The 18,581-nt window shown below is 41.2% G+C and carries 18 protein-coding genes and 1 pseudogene; 1 reads left to right on the top strand and 18 read right to left on the bottom strand.

Translation table 11 applies throughout. The features are described from left to right. Window positions 1–19 precede the first annotated feature (19 nt). The 12 genes from DTA23_RS22325 to katG form a co-directional block, all read right to left on the bottom strand. Entirely contained in the window at window positions 20–409 is a 390-nt protein-coding gene (locus DTA23_RS22325) for a hypothetical protein (protein ID WP_146753181.1), read from the bottom strand. A 126-nt stretch (window positions 410–535) separates the two neighbouring features. After that, entirely contained in the window at window positions 536–3,070 is a 2,535-nt protein-coding gene (locus DTA23_RS22320) for a TonB-dependent receptor (RefSeq protein ID WP_239468835.1), read from the bottom strand. Then, window positions 3,015–3,323: a GNAT family N-acetyltransferase gene (locus DTA23_RS29675; RefSeq protein WP_256604703.1), complete on the bottom strand. Its 309-nt coding sequence runs from the start codon at window positions 3,321–3,323 to the stop codon at window positions 3,015–3,017. The genes DTA23_RS22320 and DTA23_RS29675 overlap by 56 nt, the downstream gene beginning before the upstream one ends. Before the next feature lie 10 nt (window positions 3,324–3,333). Beyond that, window positions 3,334–3,609, bottom strand: coding sequence for a hypothetical protein (locus DTA23_RS29670; RefSeq protein ID WP_256604609.1), 276 nt, complete (start codon window positions 3,607–3,609; stop codon window positions 3,334–3,336). A gap of 95 nt (window positions 3,610–3,704) precedes the next feature. Continuing rightward, complete coding sequence (locus DTA23_RS22310) at window positions 3,705–4,547, bottom strand: ABC transporter ATP-binding protein (protein ID WP_112376085.1); 843 nt, start codon at window positions 4,545–4,547, stop codon at window positions 3,705–3,707. Then, entirely contained in the window at window positions 4,544–5,560 is a 1,017-nt protein-coding gene (locus tag DTA23_RS22305) for a FecCD family ABC transporter permease (protein WP_236586027.1), read from the bottom strand. The genes DTA23_RS22310 and DTA23_RS22305 overlap by 4 nt, the downstream gene beginning before the upstream one ends. Beyond that, window positions 5,557–6,558, bottom strand: coding sequence for an ABC transporter substrate-binding protein (locus DTA23_RS22300; RefSeq protein WP_112376084.1), 1,002 nt, complete (start codon window positions 6,556–6,558; stop codon window positions 5,557–5,559). Before DTA23_RS22300 ends, DTA23_RS22305 begins: the two co-directional genes overlap by 4 nt. Continuing rightward, entirely contained in the window at window positions 6,559–7,089 is a 531-nt protein-coding gene (locus DTA23_RS22295) for an urease accessory protein UreE (RefSeq protein ID WP_112376083.1), read from the bottom strand. A gap of 154 nt (window positions 7,090–7,243) precedes the next feature. Beyond that, window positions 7,244–7,972: a hydrogenase nickel incorporation protein HypB gene (gene hypB / locus DTA23_RS22290; protein WP_112376082.1), complete on the bottom strand. Its 729-nt coding sequence runs from the start codon at window positions 7,970–7,972 to the stop codon at window positions 7,244–7,246. A gap of 11 nt (window positions 7,973–7,983) precedes the next feature. Beyond that, window positions 7,984–8,328, bottom strand: a complete 345-nt coding sequence (locus tag DTA23_RS22285) for a hydrogenase maturation nickel metallochaperone HypA/HybF (RefSeq protein WP_046675411.1) — start codon at window positions 8,326–8,328, stop codon at window positions 7,984–7,986. An 82-nt stretch (window positions 8,329–8,410) separates the two neighbouring features. Beyond that, the gene (locus DTA23_RS22280) at window positions 8,411–8,812 is read right to left on the bottom strand and encodes a hypothetical protein (protein WP_112376081.1); all 402 of its coding nucleotides are present in this window, start codon (window positions 8,810–8,812) and stop codon (window positions 8,411–8,413) included. A 407-nt stretch (window positions 8,813–9,219) separates the two neighbouring features. Then, window positions 9,220–11,499: a catalase/peroxidase HPI gene (gene katG / locus DTA23_RS22275; protein ID WP_112376560.1), complete on the bottom strand. Its 2,280-nt coding sequence runs from the start codon at window positions 11,497–11,499 to the stop codon at window positions 9,220–9,222. Between the two features lie 266 nt (window positions 11,500–11,765). Here katG and DTA23_RS22270 point away from each other — a divergent pair, with 266 nt between their 5' ends. After that, a complete protein-coding gene (locus DTA23_RS22270) occupies window positions 11,766–12,350 on the top strand; it encodes a DUF4126 domain-containing protein (protein WP_112376080.1) in 585 nt (194 codons plus the stop codon). A gap of 658 nt (window positions 12,351–13,008) precedes the next feature. Here the strand turns inward: DTA23_RS22270 and DTA23_RS22265 are convergent. The 6 genes and pseudogenes from DTA23_RS22265 to DTA23_RS22240 form a co-directional block, all read right to left on the bottom strand. Continuing rightward, window positions 13,009–13,464, bottom strand: coding sequence for an Hsp20/alpha crystallin family protein (locus tag DTA23_RS22265; protein WP_070567899.1), 456 nt, complete (start codon window positions 13,462–13,464; stop codon window positions 13,009–13,011). Window positions 13,465–13,539: 75 nt separating this feature from the next. Further along, window positions 13,540–13,833: a hypothetical protein gene (locus DTA23_RS22260; protein WP_070567901.1), complete on the bottom strand. Its 294-nt coding sequence runs from the start codon at window positions 13,831–13,833 to the stop codon at window positions 13,540–13,542. Window positions 13,834–14,071: 238 nt separating this feature from the next. Then, window positions 14,072–14,410 carry a hypothetical protein gene (locus DTA23_RS22255; protein WP_046675405.1) on the bottom strand — a complete coding sequence of 113 codons (339 nt, stop codon included), beginning with the start codon at window positions 14,408–14,410 and terminating at the stop codon, window positions 14,072–14,074. Between the two features lie 12 nt (window positions 14,411–14,422). After that, the gene (locus tag DTA23_RS22250; protein ID WP_201303555.1) at window positions 14,423–14,980 is read right to left on the bottom strand and encodes an RNA polymerase sigma factor; all 558 of its coding nucleotides are present in this window, start codon (window positions 14,978–14,980) and stop codon (window positions 14,423–14,425) included. A 196-nt stretch (window positions 14,981–15,176) separates the two neighbouring features. Further along, window positions 15,177–16,186: pseudogene (locus DTA23_RS30105) on the bottom strand (FAD:protein FMN transferase). 184 nt (window positions 16,187–16,370) lie between these two features. Continuing rightward, on the bottom strand, window positions 16,371–18,569 hold the full coding sequence (locus tag DTA23_RS22240) for a PepSY domain-containing protein (protein ID WP_112376078.1): 2,199 nt from the start codon (window positions 18,567–18,569) through the stop codon (window positions 16,371–16,373). Window positions 18,570–18,581 lie beyond the last annotated feature (12 nt).

The following is an 18,581-nucleotide window of genomic DNA, read 5'->3' as shown; positions in this document are numbered from 1 at the left end:
TACCCCAGAAATGGGATCTTTAAACTTTGGAAAAGAATATATTTGGCGGAAGAATCAATCGATCCATATAAGGCCTTCTGTTATTCTGAATTTTGAGACGTACAGGATAACAGAATACAAAAAGACAAATTGAAAGCACGCCCCAATAGAGCAGCTTGCTCCATTCATCTTTGAGGTCCATCTGTTCGGTGATATCATAGACATCATGATCTTTAACCGCAGCTAACAGATTTTCCCGTTCTGACTGTCCTAAAGCTTTATCTACATGAGAAGGAAATACAGACAGACTTAGGCGGACGAGGGGTAAATGCTGAACAGTAGAATGTGATGGCATAGCTATTCCTTTCATGAGCAGGGTGCTCAAAAGAAAAACTAAAAAGATTAAACTATACCTCATTCTTGCGTTCACAATACTATTATTTGTTGTTCAAATTTACAACCAAAGCGGGCTACTTGACTAGCACAAATCTTGAATTAAATAGTCCAAATTTGTTGAAAAAGCCCGCTTTGGCGGTTTTAGATTACTATTTCAGCATTAAAAAGAGTAACCCACTGATACCATGACATTTCGCGGTGCACCAGCAAAGGCTCTCGTGTAGTCAAAACCACCTAAAAAGTAATATTTATCGAATACATTGTTCAGATTTAAGGCCATTTTCATCGCACCAATGTGGTAATAGGCAGCAGCATTTACAGTGGTATACGAAGGCCATTGCCCCCAGAGTGCATTTCCTTCGCTATCCTTTCCGATACTGTTATCCATCCTTTTACGATCTACATAATAAACACCGGCACCAAAACCCAAACCTTTTAATGTACTAGCTGAAAACACATATTTCAACCAGGCACTCGCCATATTTTTAGGTGCTCCCGGTAGGGACTGCCCGATTTCAGAAGGAACAGAAGATGATTTTACCTCCGTATCATTATAGGTATAATTGGCCATAATCTGGAACTCACGTGTCAACTGCCCACGCACATCGAGTTCGACACCCTGCGATAGCGCTTTGCCAGATTGTCTATACTCCGGCAGCCCTGAATCGTTGATAGCCCCTGTGGCAATGAGCATATTCCGTCGTTCAATTCGGAATAAGGATAGATCAACTTGCAATTGCTCTTTAAAAAAACCAGCCTTCATCCCCGTTTCCACCTGGAAACTCCGCTCGGCATCAAAGGGTTTATAAGCTCCGTAATCTTTATAGTTCTGAATAAAATTGGCGCCCACAGGCACAAAGCCCTGTGAATAACTTGCAAAATAGTTAATTTGCTTATTGATTCCATAGGTTACACCAAAACGAGGTAATAAGGCATTTTGCGTTGCATGAAAGCGATTTTTTCCGTCAAGTGTTTCAGAAGAATAATGCTCATGACGAAGACCTACAATAAGTTTCAATCGCTCGTCAATGCTGATTTGATCCTGAATATATTTACCCGTTGTTTTGTAGGGACTCAAAAAAGGATAAGCGACTCCCGTGCGCCACACATAATTCGTTAGATCATGCGTGGTATAAGTGGGATTGTTCAAATCAAAAGTCAACGGGACGACTTTGCCATCTACAGTTTGCTGCCGCGCCTCCCGCAATTGATTTTCTTTGTCGCCCCGATATTGTGCAAAATCAACTCCTGCAACAAAATGATGATCGACTCTATCGCCCAAAAGATCCCATTTAACATAACCCACAACATTATCTGTATAGTCACGTCCATGACGATCAAAAAAACGCATATTCATAATGGTATTATGTGGCGCATCAGCAAAGGTGTTCATTGTCCGATGTTCGTTGACATCCTCCTGATAGATGGATTTCATGTAGCTCAGATTCAAACTAACATGTTCTGCCAGACGCTGAGACAAGCGGCCGCTTAACGAAAAAGTCTTGGAATTATAAAAATCGGAAGGCTGGCTCAACGTAAATGATCTTGGCAAAGCATAAAAGTTATTTTCCTTAATACCCATTCCCCGATCAAGATAACCGTTGAACTGATTATACACCATATCAATATCCACCACCGTGCCCTCAGCTGGTTTAAAGGTGAACGAAGGAGCCACCATGATTCGTTTCTGGCGATTTACATCGCGGAAAGTCTTTGTATCTTCGTAACCCGCATTAAAACGATATAAAATACGTTTGGCACTGTCCAGTGGTCCACCGAGATCCACAGTTGTTCTCATCGTTTCAAAACTACCACTTGAAAAATTCACATGCCCTCTAAAATCTTCCAAAGGCTTCTTGGTCGTCATATTAATTGTACCACCCGGTACGATATCTCCAAATAAAGATGCTCCTGGCCCTTTCAAAACCTCGATATTTTCAAGATTGATTGTTAAGGGAGAATTATAATAACTGTTACCATAACCATACCCCGAGCGTAAGCCATTGACAAGCCGTACACCCGTTTCATAACCGCTTTTAAAGCCACGAATGACAACATCATCATAGGAAGATGCTTCGGTCACACCAGCCAGATCCTGAACCAATGCCCCTGTGTTGAATGCCTGCTTATCCTCTATAAATTCCTTACTTAAAACAGCAACAGATTGTGGAAGATCTTTTAATTTTCCAGCAAATTTTCCGCCCAACTCCATGTCGTTTGTCAAATAAGAATTGTTGCGTCTACCTGTTACCAATACCTCATCCAAGGTATTATCACCGGCCACCATCAGTAATCGAACTCCTTTTTTTGCATTCCAGCTAGCGGCGTTCAAATCCAGCAATACAGGCTTATACCCAATTGCATCTGCACGTAACTGTACAGGAAAGGAAATTATTCCGGTAAAACTAAATTCGCCCTGAGCATTAGAACTTGTCTGTTGTTGTCCATCGACTAAGGTCAGTGTAACCCCAGCGATGGGATCACCGTTTTCATCCTGAATTTTTCCAAATAATGCCACACCTTGTTGTGCATATACGGCTCCCGGTACGGAAGCGCTTGTCAATAAAGCGAAAGCTAGCGCTTTCATCATGTTGTTCATTAGAATAATTTTTCTTTTTTTTGGATTACCCAAATTGGGTTTAAGCAATACGATCAACGAATAATTCCATGTGTATCGTTGGAAAATTCGATTCATTACAATAGTCCTTTAATTGAAAGCCTTGTTTTCCCCAAAACTCATAGGCTCCTGTCAAGAATGGGTGCGTATGTAAATAAAGCCTTTCTATACTTTTCTCCTTAGCTACAGCGACCAAACTTTTGAACAAGGCTGTTCCTAAACCTGACCTACGGTAACTCGGATCCACAAAAAGCCGGGCAACTTCCACCGTTTTCCTTCTGTCTATATCCAAATGCGGAAAACGGTAGTCATAAGCCGACATACCAACCACGCCGATCAAATTACCCCCGATGATCTTTTGCCTGCAAGAATGCAGCAGCTTCAGCCTCAAGATACACTGCTGAAAATGCGAGTAGATCCTTAGGAAGCTTATTGGAATCCAACATCGGAAACAACTGTTTCCGAAATTCAATGACATAAGGTAATACGACATCAATATCCTCCTCTTCAACACGAGATATGGTTATATTTTTCAACTGAGGTTGAGCGGGAAGAGATCCCTTACTCATCCGTTTATTTTCAATCAATATATGACCACTGTCTTTAAATATATTCATAGTGTTATCGCTATTTTAAAATAATCGCCCCGTTAACTGGGCATCTCACCTACAACCCATGATATTTTTACAAAGGCGCTTACTCCAGCACTTCATCAGGGGGTATTCAGCTCAATGACGGTTGTTGGACTATGTTCTGCCCCCTCAATGGGTTCAAATGCCGCAGCACCACTCAGCATCGGAACAAACATCCATTTCTTTTGATTTTCCAAACTAATCAAAGGAAGTTGATAGGTCTGTTCCAATAAATTTCTTACTTGTTCCCGATCCAGACCGTGGAGGTCCACGAGCCTATTGTCTTTCATCAGATAAAACTGATCACCAAAAAGAAACGCCATGTTAGGGTCGTGCATTACACATAACACGGTTGTCCCCTCCTTGACCAGCTCCTTGGCGGTCTGCAGAACCGCAATCTGATATTTCAGATCCAAATGATTCGTAGGCTCATCAAGCAATAATAAATCAGGTTGCTGTACCAATACCCGACATAGTAACACCAATTGTCGCTCCCCTCCAGACAACGACGTATAGGGTTTGTCCTTTAAGTGTGTGAGGTTAAATTTATCCAAGATCTGTTCTACTGCCTCGAAATCTTCTTTACTTGGTGAAAAACGAGAAAATGAAACCCGTCCCGTCAGAATAACATCAACAACGCTAAAAGGAAATGTGGTCTGATGGAACTGGTTCAGAAAACCCAATTTCAATGAATTAGCCCGACCAACCTTCCAATCGCGACGCTCCGTTTCACCAATAAGAACCGATCCATCATATTTTTTTTCCAGCCCTGCAATAATATTGAACAGCGTGGATTTACCACTTCCATTCCGACCGAGAATAACAGAAAGCTTTCCTTTTGGGAATGACATGGTTACATCATTTAAAATGATATCCTTACCGTAGGCAAAAGAAAGGTTGTTGATATGAATCGAATTACTCATGAATTCCAGTTGATTTCATTACGACGCATCAGGTAAATAAACAAGGGAGCGCCAATAATCATTGTAAATACACCGATCGGAATTTCAAATGGCATGACCGCCCTAGAAAAATCATCGATCAGTAGAAGAAAGGTACCACCAATACTGATATTTGCCCACACAACAATATTGTTATTGGGGCCAAAGATCATCCGGCTGATATGTGGAACAATTAATCCAAATAAACTTATTACCCCTACAGCTGCAACGGCAGATGCCGTAATTAGTGTAGCTACAGCAATAAATCCCAGTTTCAATATTTTCGGATTGACGCCAACAGCAATTGCTTCTTGATCGCCCAAGGCTAAAAGATTCAGCTTCCAACGAAACAGGATCAGGATAGCCAATCCTATCGTTATCGGCAGAAAAGCATGCTGTACTTTCGACCAGGAGGCCGTATGCAGATTCCCCATTGTCCATTGTACAATAGCTTGTAATTTATAGGGATCACTGATGTATTGCAACAAGGTTAACATGGCTGTAAATACACCGGAAATAACCATTCCTGCCAATACCATCCCAATAATCGAGGTTTTCAAACCAGCATTTGAAACAAAATAAGTCAACCCCACAGCACATACACCAAACAAAAATGCGGATATATTGACCGGCAATAGCGGAAACAACATAGCCAATGCAGCCCCAAAAGCAGATCCCGAAGAAATACCCAATGTAAAGGGATCAACGATTGGATTCCTAAAAATGGCCTGCAAGATTCCGCCAGAAGACGCTAGAGCAGCTCCGACCATAAAGGTCAGCAGAATCCGTGGTAAACGTACCTGCCACAATATCGTATCCATATTATCCTTCAATACCGCAGTAGGGTGACCTAAATATCCCCCCACTTCCGATCCAATGCGTTGGCAGAGCTCAACAAAACCAATGTTCTGGCTTGAGCCCACCAATAGGGAAAACAATAAAACCAACAATGGCAGAACAACGAGCAATAACAGCTTTTTTAATTGATGCATCATTGAAGTAATCCTGCTTTACCGTAAAGTTTTTCAAAAGCGATAGCCATATCCTGGTCAAGTTGCTGTTTCGTATAATCCGAAAAACACCAATGCCTTATCTGTTTGGCAAAAAGCATAAATTTGACGGTATGTGGGTCGAATGGAAACGACGGTGACATCACAAATACCTGTTTATTTCGCACTGCAGGTAAGGCTGCGAGTTCCTTTAAGTTATAGACGTCTGCCAATGTAGAATTCCAAAGAATAATGAGGTCCGGATTCCATTTATAAATTGTCTCTGCACCGACATTTGGGGCTTCCATTTCCAACGGACAGGCGTTAGCTGCGCCCGAAAGGCGGATCGCCATATCAATCAAACTACCACGACCGGATGTCGAAAGTACCCGACCTTTAGACCAAGCGTAATAAACCTTCTTCTGTATTTGATCCTTGGGAGCAGTCATTTTTTTGATCTCCGCCGAAACAAACTGAACAATTTCTTCCGCTCGCGCTTTCTTTCCGAGTAATGCTCCCATCCCTGTCAGTTCATTAAAAATACTTTTTTCATCCTGCGAAGAAAAAGTGAACACTGGAATTCCAAGATCTTCTAGTTGGGAAATATTATCCTGATCGGTATTGAATGTCAAAACAAGGTCAGGGTTTAAGCTCACTATGCTTTCCACATTATTTGCCTGGCCTGCGAAAGTAGGTGTCGCCAGTGTTTTTTTTGCGATCCTATCATCCAATTTGGATAAAAACTTATAGGTATCTTCGAACTGATAAACCTGTTCAGGAATACCAACAAGGCTATTTTCAGCACCCAACATGTAGACTTCATCAACAAGGGACGGAAATAATACAACCACACGTTGTGCCGTATGCGCTAATACCACTTCTTTTCCACGGCTGTCGACAGCTTTCACTTGATTGCTGACCGCACCTGCTTGCCGATTTTGGCAGGCGCTCACCAAACACAAACATGCCAAAAGCAATACAGGTATAATACGATTCACTTTCATCTACTTATTTTTTAGGATTTGCTTACGCGGATCAACATGTTCATCTGTTCCGCTTAAATCTGCTTTCTTTTTATTTCTCGCCTGCAGTCGAATCAAATTCTCGGATAACAGTAAGGCTTCCTCCAATTGAATCGAGGTTCCATACTTTGCCAGGACCTGCTCATAGAGCCGTCCATCGTAAGGAAGACGAAGTGATTGGGCATCTGTTACGTTGAATATGGGCAGATGTCTATTTCCAATAAAATAACCAAAATCTGCAAGCTGCACCAAATCTATTGGATTGAATCTTATGGTCAACGTAGGCTTGACAACCAGGATCGCCTGTAGCGTTTCCTGATGAAATAAAGCATCGCCATGATGCCATTCCGCACCTTGCTCCAATTGCATAAAGATTGTCTTTCCGCCCGTTGTATTGCGTGTTAGGCGCCTTTTGTGGACTTCATACCATTCAAGATACACTTGATCGACTTCACTAAGAGCAAACTCATGCTTTGCTACAATTTTATCTATTGGTACAGGTAGCTCATTCATATTGTAAACCTATCTTCTTCATTTCGTTAACGGCACTGACACAGTTTCGTTCTCCGTCAAATCTATTTCCTCTAAACACAAATAACATGTCAACATATACAGTATAACAATGAAGCGCGGATCATTGCTATACCACTCTTTTATCAATTGGCCGTTATTTTACTTCAAGCGCCTTATATTGATCTTTTTTCGCCTGAACTCTTTCTTTCAACCAATCACACCAGGTATCAAGACCGTCACCATTTAATGTACTGATTGTAATAACTTCCAAATTGGGGTTCACCTCGCGCGCATCTTTCGTTACCGCATCTACCGAGAAAGGTACATATGGCAGTAAATCAGCTTTGGAAACCAACATCAATTCGCTTGTTAAAAACATACGTGGGTATTTTTTCGGTTTATCGTCCCCTTCTGTGGTCGCCAATAAGGTCACGCGGTAATCTTCACCCAAATCAAACGCTGATGGACACAATAAATTCCCGACGTTCTCAATAAACAACAGGTCTATTCCTTCGATATCGATATGATCCAGGGCTTGTAAGATCATTTGTGCCTCAATATGACACATTCCACCAGTGACAATCTGCAATGCATTAATGCCTACCTCACGCATACGAACCGCATCACGTTCGGTTTCCGGATCACCCACCAAAACAGCAATATTCAGATCTTTGGCCAAACGTTTTCCCGTTTCTTGCATCAAGGTGGTTTTACCCGAACCCGGAGAAGAACATACATTGATCACACAAACGTCTTTCAGTCTATCGCGGATGGCTTTTGCGACAAAATCATTTGCTTTTAATAAATGTAGCGTTGTATTTTCACATTGAACCGAACCTACACGGTTACCTAAACTTTTAGGATTTGAAGTATTGTCTGACATGATAAACGATTTTAGTCTTGTTTAAAAATTACTTTTGATATATAGAGTTCATTCCCTTGAACAATTGTACTAGAAGCTTGTCCGCAATCACATACAAATCGATGAAAATGAACCGGGAAGTTTTTCTGACAATGTTCACAATATGCAATGATATCGTTTACAACGACTTCCATTTCCATATCTTGGTATTGCGTATTTTCAGCAATAAAAGCATCAAATGCATTTTGGATTAATACAGGCTGGACGTTGGATAGCAATCCTGCTGTGACCTGAATTTTTTGAATATCATCTACCCTAGCCTCATAATGCGAGGTCAACGTATCAAAAATATCCTTTACTATACTTAGCTCGTGCATTGGTATATTTTAAGAAATAAATAAATTTAGAAAAGAAATGACAGTTCTCTTTGCCTGTATGATGTGAAGAAAAGCGTATGCTTTAGCATGGAATTTTGATTTGCTCAAACAGCAAAAATCGAGCGATGGGTATATGCTCTAGATCAAGGGTATGTTCATACCGATAATCTTTCTGTTGTGGGGATGGCAGAAGTTCATGCCATAGCAAATCAACCGTAACCAACCAACGCTCCATCAACCAATCTTGTGCCACTTCGGCGTCCAATTCCGCAACAATGGATTGAAGCGATGGGTAAAGCGAACAAAATTGACTATGATCTTTAAGAAAATGGACGATGTGTGTATGGTCCGCATTGTTGGAAGGATTTTTTGCAGATAAAAACTGGGATTCGACACTTTCACTTTTCAGTACAAGACTGTTTGCATTTAAATTCTTAAATGATAACAACAGTGCTGCAAACAGAAAAATAAAGTGCTTCCACATAGCTTTAACCTAACAATGTATCAAAGATTCCTTTGAAACCATTACAAAGTTACTACCGATCAAAGAAGAAAAAGTAGCACAAATCTTGAATTTTATTTCACAAAATAGGAAACACCCAAAGAAAATTCCATAATTCTTCATATATTAAATTAAAATTTGGTTAAAGTGAGATTAAAATGATATTAGAGGCAAAAATTGGTTCTTTTTTGGCTGCTATTCTCATTAAATAAATTGGTCCATGTCGTAGACCATAGCGATAAATATTGGTCAGGTACATCATAAAAATCTGAGCCAATCTTAGCGGCGGAGCAAAAGGTTAATTTCAGGGTTATCTGGATAAATCTAAAATAACAAGAAGCCAGGTTCGCGTCGGACCTGGCTTCTTGAAAAACTGATATTCTTAACAATTAGCGATGCAGATCAAAACGGTCTAACTCCATCACTTTAGTCCATGCCTTCACAAAATCTTGTACGAATTTATCTTTTGCATCGGCACTGCCATATATTTCAGCAACAGCTCTCAGTTCAGCGTTGGAACCAAAAACAAGATCTGCACGTCCGGCTTCCCATTTTTTAACACCAGATTTACGATCTGATCCTTCAAAAACTTCCCGATCCGGAGAGATGGCTTTCCAAGCTGTTCCCATATCCAATAGATTGACAAAAAAGTCATTCGTCAATTGGCCTGGCCGATCTGTCATCACTCCTAATGCAGAACCATCAAAATTTGCCTGAAGAACACGAAGTCCGCCGATCAATACCGTTAGTTCCGGAACAGATAGCGTAAGTGATTGTGCTTTGTCGATCAATAATGATTCCGTAGACACGGTATAAGCACCTTTACGGTAATTTCTAAATCCATCCGCAATTGGCTCAAGATAGCCCATGGATTCTACATCAGTCTGTTCCTGTGATGCATCCATACGCCCCGGATGGAACGGTACGTTGACAGCATGTCCAGCTGCACGAGCGGCCTGCTCTATCGCAGCAACACCACCTAAGACAATTAAGTCTGCCAAGGAAATCTTCTTTCCGCCCTGTTGCTTTCCATTAAAGTCCTGTTGAATTTGCTCAAGCGCAGTAAGAACTTTTTGCAATTGTGCTGGATTATTGACTTGCCAATAACGCTGCGGAGCCAACCGTATCCGCGCACCGTTTGCACCACCTCTCTTGTCAGACCCACGGAAAGTAGAAGCTGAAGCCCAAGCGGTCGTTACGAGCTCTGCAGTGCTGAGCCCCGCGCTCAATAGGGTAGATTTCAACATGTTAATATCATTAGCATCGACCAAAGCATGATCGACAGCAGGAATAGGATCTTGCCACAATAATTCCTCAGCAGGAACTTCGGCACCTAAATAACGCTCTCGTGGTCCCAAATCACGGTGCGTCAATTTAAACCAGGCGCGAGCGAATGCATCGGCAAATGCGTCTTGATCTTCGTAAAATTTACGCGAGATCTTTTCATAAATTGGATCAAAACGCAAGGACAAATCTGTCGTCAGCATCGTTGGCCTACGTTTTTTAGTTGGATCAAAAGGATCTGGAATAGTCGAATCAGCTCCTTTGGCTACCCATTGATGCGCTCCTGCAGGACTCTTTGTTAATTCCCATTCATTTTCGAAGAGATTTTTAAAAAAGAGATTGGTCCATTCTGTCGGTTTCTGTGTCCAAATAACCTCCAAGCCACTCGTGATCGCATCTGCTCCTACTCCACTGCCATAGGTACTTTTCCAACCAAGCCCTTGTTGTTCTATGCCGGCTGCTTCAGGTTCTTTTCCGACATTGTCGGCAGGACCTGCTCCGTGTGTTTTTCCAAACGTATGCCCTCCAGCAATCAAAGCGACAGTTTCCTCATCGTCCATCGCCATCCGACCAAAAGTATCCCGTATATCTTTTGCAGCCGCGATAGGATCTGGATTTCCATCTGGTCCTTCCGGATTAACATAAATTAATCCCATCTGTACCGCTGCCAACGGTTTTTCAAGATTGCGCGAATGTTGTTTACCATCTGCATCATCATCGGCAGATAATACACCGTGTGATTCCACTACGCCTTCTGAACCATGAGCATAGCGTACATCACCGCCCAACCATGTTTTTTCAGAACCCCAATAGACATCCAATTCAGGTTCAAAAGCATCCACACGTCCACCAGAATAACCAAAAGTCTTGAAGCCCATAGACTCTAAAGCAACATTCCCTGTTAAAATCAATAAATCTGCCCAGGAGATATTTTTACCATATTTTTGTTTGATAGGCCACAACAGGCGACGTGCTTTATCCAAACTCACATTATCAGGCCAGCTATTCAGTGGTGCAAAACGTTGTTGCCCAGACCCAGCTCCGCCTCGACCATCGCTTACCCGATAGGTTCCTGCACTATGCCAAGCCATCCGGATGAATAATGGTCCATAATGTCCAAAGTCAGCAGGCCACCAGTCCTGCGAATCGGTCATCAAGGCATGCAAATCTCTTTTTACGGCTTCTAAATCCAATTGTTTAAATGCTTCCGCATAATCAAAGCCCTCGTCCATCGGATTTGACTTGCTCGCGTGTTGTCTCAACAGATCTACACGAAGTCTATTTGGCCACCAGTCCTGATTTTGAGTTCCCCCTCCCGCAACGGCGTTGCGCATCGTACCATTATGAAATGGGCATTTGCTAATGTCTTTTTCGTTGTTGTCCATAAGAAAAGAAAGTTTATTTATATAATATCTTAAGTGATCAAATTGTTTGACTCCCACTTTCATAAAATTACACAAATGAGATCCCACTTGTACATCGAATGATTCGATACACTATAATCAAAATCTATATACACAATATATAATTATATAAAATGCTAAAAATCATCTTTTAATGAGCAGCTAGAATATGACGATTTTTGGAAGTCTGAAAAACAAAAGCGATTCTTTTACTATTCTATAATTAGGTTGTATCAAAAATATTGACCATGAGTGAGCTATCCACATTTTTGGTAAGTGCTTTTATAGGCTTGAGTCTGGCTGCAGCTACCGGCTTCCGGGTTTTCATGCCGCTATTCTTATTGAGCCTTGGCTGTCGGCTTGAATTGTTCCAGGTTGGCAATGAATTGGCCTGGGCGGGCTCACCTATTGTTTTGGCAGCTACAAGCCTAGCCATGATCCTGGAAATAGCAGGATATTACATTCCTTTTATTGACAATATATTGGACAGCCTTTCAATTCCTCTCGCGACGATAGCCGGCACCTTACTTTTTGCCATACAGTTTACAGATATTTCACCCTTTTTCCGCTGGGCTATGGCAATCATCGCTGGTGGCGGTACCGCGGCGACCATCAGCACAGCGCTAGCTGGTACCCGTGCAGTCTCGTCTGTTGGGACGGCAGGTTTTGGCAATTTTATGATCTCGACCATGGAAACCATCGGTTCAACCATTTTGACCATACTCGCCATATTTGTGCCCTTTATGGCAATTATAGTTGTTATAGGCTTATTCTATTTCTTTTGGCGATTTGGCAAAGAGCAACTCAATAAAAAACTTAAAAGAACGGAGTAGCTTTCACAACATAACATCTAAATAAACTTCACACAGTGCCATACGAGCTACAATAAAGCCAAGCCTCACCAGCACAGATAGAAGCCAGTTTAGCATGCACAAACCAACTAGGGATATTGTAACCATCTTATAGCCCTAGCTGATCTATAGCTGCGTAAACTCCAAATCCCTAACCTTTATACCTTTCAATCAAGCGAATATCTGGCAGGTATCATGTTATGCCTTTTGACAGTGCTTGTTCAGTGCTCGCTCAGTTCTTGTTCAGTGATCGCTCAGTGCATACTGAATAAACAATGATTGAATACTGTTTAAAAATTGATTAAAAATTGTTGTTACCTATAATCTGGTGTTAGTACATTTCCGTTTTGAGATTATCTTGATCTAAGACCAAATAGGTTATTATGGCAATGATCAACAATCGAGACAAATTCTGGGAATACTTAGAAAAGCAGTACGGATATAAGGACCATAGTGCCAAACAGCTATTCGAAATTCGTTTACTGTTCACTGCTTTTGGGCACCGGTTGGCGGTAAATTAAGAGACAGAAAAAGGACAGCAAAATTCGATGCTGTCCTTTTTCAACATCAGCTCTTACGCTGATTTAAGGCTACGCACATCAGCAGCCTTGATGTGCGCCCAGATCAAAACTGGTTTTTACTAATCAATAACAACCTCTTGTGGCCGTTTTACTTTTTCAAGATCTTTTGGAAGGATAACCGTCAATACCCCATCCTCGAAACTTGCATGCACATTATCTGTAAGTACTTGTTCATTTAATTGGAATTCACGTTCAAATGCCAATCCATCCTGCTCTTTATAGATATAATCTATGGCATTGTCCTGGGTGTTTTCTGTACATGAAATCTTCAGTATCCCGTCATTTATGCTGACTTGGAATTGTTCTTTCTTACGTCCAGCGGCAAAAAGCTGCACTTCATAGAATTCTTGATTTTCGGCAATATTTACAGGAACAGCTTGCTGTACGCCAGCATTGTGCCCGGCTTCACCATCAAAAAACTGTTGTTGGAATTTTTCAAAGCGGTCTTTGAAATGTTGTCCGCAAAATTTATTATGATTTGAATATCCGTTGGTATAATGATTTCTTTTAAACATGTTTTTAATTTTTAATATTGAATAATACGTGTAAACTGATGTGGGATGAATTTCCTCGTCTTGCAATTTTTAACCTTAGTAAACTGGAACTATTGTTGCTTTCTTAGCACGTTTTTGCCCTTGTAATGGAACAATTGCAACCACAGTGTTATAATGACGGTGAACGTTCGGATATACCGGAGCCCTATCCATTTTGAATGCTTGTCTATCTCTTCTACGCATTCTTGCCGCGGCAAAGCTTCCTATACCAAAGAGAATTGTCCCAAACAACAAGAGCTTAAAGATCGTCCCAATAATCAATGTTGCTAATCCTGCTATTGCCGTAAGCACAATAAGGCGTGGCAATATAAATCGAAGTTTATTTTTCATTTGAATACATTTTTTTAAAAATGATTGCGGATTATATCTATTTTCAGCACATTGCACATAGAATTTTCCTAGATCATTTGTATGTTTTAATTAACTATTTGTTTTATCCAACATCCCTGCTGACAGATCCTCGCGTTCTGTTACTTGTTTACCATTAGGATATCGGCATAAAAAAAGGCGCCTTTATAGAAGAAGACGCCCAACAACAGTTTTTACTTTAAAATTTTTATTCTTTTTTTCAGAACCCGCATCGTCCTCCAAAACGACGCTTCCATTCTTCGCGCAAACGTTCCCTTTCCTCATCGGAAAGATCTTCTCCTTTTTCCATCTGAGGCGGAAAATCCCGTCGGAATCGGCCACCTCCCGGTTTACCGAAGCCCCTGCCGAACAAGATTTTCGACAAGACAAAGAGTCCCAGCGCCTGCCAATAGGTAATTGCTTTCAGATTGAAAATATCAACCATTAATGTATTCCACAAATATTGTAGTAATGCTACCAACAAAAAAACACCAACGATGATAGCGACAACCATAAAAGCGAATTTACCCTTCCGCTGTCTTTTCATTCTTCCATTCATAGCTTAATCCTTTTAAAATTTTAATTCTTCATACAAACTTCGCAACCGTATTCTCAGGTGCTTCACTGCATACCCTTTTCGGCTGATAATCGTCTTTAGGTTCTCATTTTCCATGACTGCAATTTCCTGAAGAGTTTTCTCTTCCAGTTCATTGAGCACAAAAACCCGACGTTGTTTTTCCGGCAATTCCTCCAATGCTTTCATCAGCTCATCCCAAAAAATATCCTTAAATAATTTTAGCTCAGGATTATTGGAGTCGTCAGCTAAAAGGAGCTGACGAATAGGAAACGTACTTTCGCTATCCTCGTCACCCGCTATAAGCTCATCAAGCGATTCACTTTTCTTTTTCCGGTAGCTGTCTGTAATCTTATTTCGTGTGACAGCATAGAGCCATGCTCCCGCATTCTCCAATTCGTCCATATTGGTCAAACGGCTAAATTGATACCAGACTTCCTGTAAGATATCTTCTGCATCCTCCGTTTTCTTTACCCTTCCCTTAACAAAACGTAGCAGCTGACTTCCATAAGTCTTAACGATATCCGTAAATGATCTGGAATTTTTTTCTGCCATATGATTTTGGTATGCAATGTCCATAGCAGCATAGACGAACTAGTCAAACTTTTACTTTAAATTATTTTCATGAATCTTTCTTCTTGCTGACTTCAACTTTCTGACCAATAAGCACACGTTCTCTACCGTCTTCTTTCGTATACGCTTTGTTAGGATAAAGATACGAGATAATCAGCTAATAGCTGATGCATTCAACCTACTTTATCGGGAATAAAACAAAACCTTCATGACTTCGCAGACACCAACAGCAATGAAAGCAAACTGAAGGTTCTTTCTGGCCAATAAGATCAGACACTTTCAGAAAAAAAATGATGCTGTGTGGTCTATTACTTCCACCGCTGCTGAATGACTTTACCTTATCGGTAATAAAAATATAACGGTATGCAGGGAAACGCTGAATTAATTTTTTTCCTTCTTTCTCACCAAGTACCATAATTGAGGTACTGAGGGCATTTGCAATCTCGGCGGAAGGTCCATAAATCGTCACTGAAGTTAATCCCGTAGCTGGATAACCTGTCACTGGATTTATAATATGTGAATACCGTTTCCCATTGATCTCCGCGTATTTCTCATAGCTGCCTGAAGTTGCTACGGCCATTTCATTCAAATGAAGAACTTTGACCATTTGATGGGGTTTGAACGGATTGTTTACACCCACTTTCCAGGCGTCCCCCCGGGGTGGGTTTCTCCAAGCCGAAAGATCTCCGGAAGCATTAACTATACTGCTTCAATTCCCTTTGCCTTCATTATGTCCCTGCCACGATCAGCAGCATAGCCCTTCCCGATCGAGCCGAAACCGATCTTCATACCGGGCAATTCCAGAAAAATTGTCGAAGATGCACTGTCGAGACGGATGTGTTGATAGCCCACCTTGGCGACAGACCTTTTAACCAGATCTTCCGTAGGCATCGTGGTCATACTACCATCAAATACCCAAACTTTATCCAAGGCAACAATACTAATATCAAAGGCTCCGCCTGAATTTTGAGCATACTGGATCGCTCGCTTTGTTAATTCAAAAACTTCCCGATCCACCTTAACGGGCTTAATCCCTGCATTGCGGTTCACCGCTGCTATTTGGGTTTGCGGACGCCATTCTGAAATCAGGTTTTCTATTCGATCTATTTCGGAGATGACTTCATCGATATGCTGATTTGTAATCGCGCTATCCCGATCTACCAAGCTGATTTCAAAAACAGAGCCCATAAGGGTAACCTGCCGCTTGACCAAGACCTGCGCAATCCCCGAAGTAATGGACACAAAGCAGAGCATTAAAAGCAGGACACATTGTTTATTGTTCTTCATGAGATTGATCCAAAAAGGAATTATAAAGTCGATCTATACCAAAAGTAGTCTTCGTGACGGGATTTACCATTGTACCATCAATTTACTAATAACAATCCGTTAAGATTTGTCCACTTTCTTTGTAGTCGGCAATAGTTTTGCCGACATGCGCTAGGAGAAGTTCATTTAAAGTATGTTCAACATCATGCTGCATACGCAATGCACCACAAAGCAATACACAACCTCCTTTTTCAAGCAATTCGACAAAATATAGCGCATCCCGACGGATCAGGTCCATGACATATTGTGGATTTTCCTCGCGCGAAAAAGCCAGTTCAAGCTGCTTCAGATGTCCCAGCTTTATCTGCTCATCAGCAAAATCCACATAGTGCGCAGTCATTTCATTTCGATGGCGAAAACCAGCATACAGACGCAAAGGCGTCCTACTTTCATTTTCTGAAATCATGCCAAGAAAGGGTGCTACCCCTGTACCATTCGCAATTAAAGCGACTGCATTTGCTGCTTTCGGGAAATGAAAACTTGGATTAACCATGACACGTGCCTGGAGGGTTTGATTAGTTTCCAATCGATAGAGGAAGCTAGAACCAAATCCATCAGGAAACAATTTCACCACGAGCTGCACCATTCCATCTTTGTAGCCGATCGAATAAAAACGTTCACGTTGATCTTGCGCGGGATAGATTGCCAATAAATCGCCCGATTGCATGTTAATTTTACTTGCAGGCTTCAGCACTAAAGTAAAGGTCGTGTTAGTCGCTGAAACAGCAGACTTCGCTACCACCTTAAATTTCGTCAGTCCGACAACTTTAGCACTATAAATAGCTGGTGCAGAAGCGAGTGCAATAGTGGCCTGCGAAGACCAGTCATGTATCCATGAAATAAGTTCATCAACATCCTTATCATTAACGGTATGTAAGTCTGTTAAACGCGAAGCCCAACCTTGTTTTTCTAGTAAACAATCAATTTCGCGCGCATAAGCACAAAAATCGGGATAGGCTTTTGAACCAAAGCCTAGAACCGAAAATTGTACATCTTGTTTTTGTGGATGGCTATTGAGCTTTTGTTCAAATTGAAGTGCATTGGAGGGTGCTGTTCCTAGCCCGTATGTCGAAGTAAACACAAGCAAGTGTTTTGCCTTTGGAAAGCATTGATATTGATTCATTCCGAGCAGCAACGATTTTTGCCCATCCGCCAAGAGCTGTTTATGGATCTGATTGGCGAAAAACAGCGTACTTCCATTTTCCGTTCCGAAAAGAATAACAATCTCCGCTTCTTCAGGTTTATATTTATTCTTGATTTTTGTACGCGTGCGCTTGAATGTAATGACGAACCCTGTATAAATAAAGAACACAATATTCAACGATGCGAGCCCCAGTACAATAGCCCATATAATATTGGTCTTACCCGTATGAAGGTCCAAAGACAACTCTTCGGCCAATGCAGTAAAGGGGTACTTGACTTCTTTATGCAAGCTTCCATTCAACTGGTTGATGATCAATTCCCGATCGCGAAGCTTCAATACAAAATATTCGTCAGGATCGCCTTCCATAAACGGAAACTCCAAGGTCTTCAAATCAACAAGTTTTGTATTTTGGAATATTGAAAATTTTGCCACCTCCAATTCGATATCTTCCTTCATCTTATTGGGATATTCGATGGTTTGATTCGGCTTTTTTAAGATTTCAATACGTACCAGGAATAAATAGGTACCAGTTAGGGCCAATATCAAAATTGGTATCAAAAATAAACGTCCTGAAACAACGTGGAAATACTGGGCAAAAAAGTCCCGATTGATTTTGGCAAAGAAGTGTCGAACGCCCTGTTGACGCTTAACAATCAGAACAATTCCTGAAATAGTAATAAGAAACAACAGAAATGAAACCACACCAATAATCACCCGGCCGGTCACTTTCAGAAAGAGTGAACGGTGTAAGGCTGTAACCCATTGAACAAACTGGGACTTATTCAATTGGGGACCAAGCAGACGCCCGGTATTCGGATCAATATAACCCTTCACGGTATTGCCATCAGCGTCTATGGCATCAATACTCACAAATTGATTGTGATCTACCGAAATCGCTATGATTTCGGGATAAACCTTGCGCAAGGCTGTTACGGACTGCGCAAGGTTTAAAGTTTCAATATGTTCAACCCGATAAGGTGGAATTTTTTCGTTGACAGCGTCAACGGCCAATATTACGCCAGTTATCGATAATAAAAGTAAAAAGATAGAAGAAACAATAGCTAAGGCTAAATGTGCATACCTCCAAATAGATACCAGCATTTTTAACCCTTC

This window comes from Sphingobacterium multivorum (assembly GCF_900457465.1).
Classification (GTDB): Bacteria; Bacteroidota; Bacteroidia; order Sphingobacteriales; family Sphingobacteriaceae; genus Sphingobacterium; species Sphingobacterium multivorum.
The sequence above is the reverse complement of the archived record's forward strand: the minus strand, read 5'-3'. Positions and strand labels throughout refer to the sequence as shown.

Coding starts and splice junctions, on each gene's coding strand:
- DTA23_RS22320 (WP_239468835.1), bottom strand. CDS start 3,070: ATGAATCGAATTTTCCAACGATACACATGGAATTATTCGTTGATCGTA.
- DTA23_RS29670 (WP_256604609.1), bottom strand. CDS start 3,609: ATGAATATATTTAAAGACAGTGGTCATATATTGATTGAAAATAAACGG.
- DTA23_RS22310 (WP_112376085.1), bottom strand. CDS start 4,547: ATGAGTAATTCGATTCATATCAACAACCTTTCTTTTGCCTACGGTAAG.
- DTA23_RS22305 (WP_236586027.1), bottom strand. CDS start 5,560: ATGATGCATCAATTAAAAAAGCTGTTATTGCTCGTTGTTCTGCCATTG.
- DTA23_RS22300 (WP_112376084.1), bottom strand. CDS start 6,558: ATGAAAGTGAATCGTATTATACCTGTATTGCTTTTGGCATGTTTGTGT.
- DTA23_RS22295 (WP_112376083.1), bottom strand. CDS start 7,089: ATGAATGAGCTACCTGTACCAATAGATAAAATTGTAGCAAAGCATGAG.
- hypB (WP_112376082.1), bottom strand. CDS start 7,972: ATGTCAGACAATACTTCAAATCCTAAAAGTTTAGGTAACCGTGTAGGT.
- DTA23_RS22285 (WP_046675411.1), bottom strand. CDS start 8,328: ATGCACGAGCTAAGTATAGTAAAGGATATTTTTGATACGTTGACCTCG.
- DTA23_RS22280 (WP_112376081.1), bottom strand. CDS start 8,812: ATGTGGAAGCACTTTATTTTTCTGTTTGCAGCACTGTTGTTATCATTT.
- katG (WP_112376560.1), bottom strand. CDS start 11,499: ATGGACAACAACGAAAAAGACATTAGCAAATGCCCATTTCATAATGGT.
- DTA23_RS22270 (WP_112376080.1), top strand. CDS start 11,766: ATGAGTGAGCTATCCACATTTTTGGTAAGTGCTTTTATAGGCTTGAGT.
- DTA23_RS22265 (WP_070567899.1), bottom strand. CDS start 13,464: ATGTTTAAAAGAAATCATTATACCAACGGATATTCAAATCATAATAAA.
- DTA23_RS22260 (WP_070567901.1), bottom strand. CDS start 13,833: ATGAAAAATAAACTTCGATTTATATTGCCACGCCTTATTGTGCTTACG.
- DTA23_RS22255 (WP_046675405.1), bottom strand. CDS start 14,410: ATGAATGGAAGAATGAAAAGACAGCGGAAGGGTAAATTCGCTTTTATG.
- DTA23_RS22250 (WP_201303555.1), bottom strand. CDS start 14,980: ATGGCAGAAAAAAATTCCAGATCATTTACGGATATCGTTAAGACTTAT.
- DTA23_RS22240 (WP_112376078.1), bottom strand. CDS start 18,569: ATGCTGGTATCTATTTGGAGGTATGCACATTTAGCCTTAGCTATTGTT.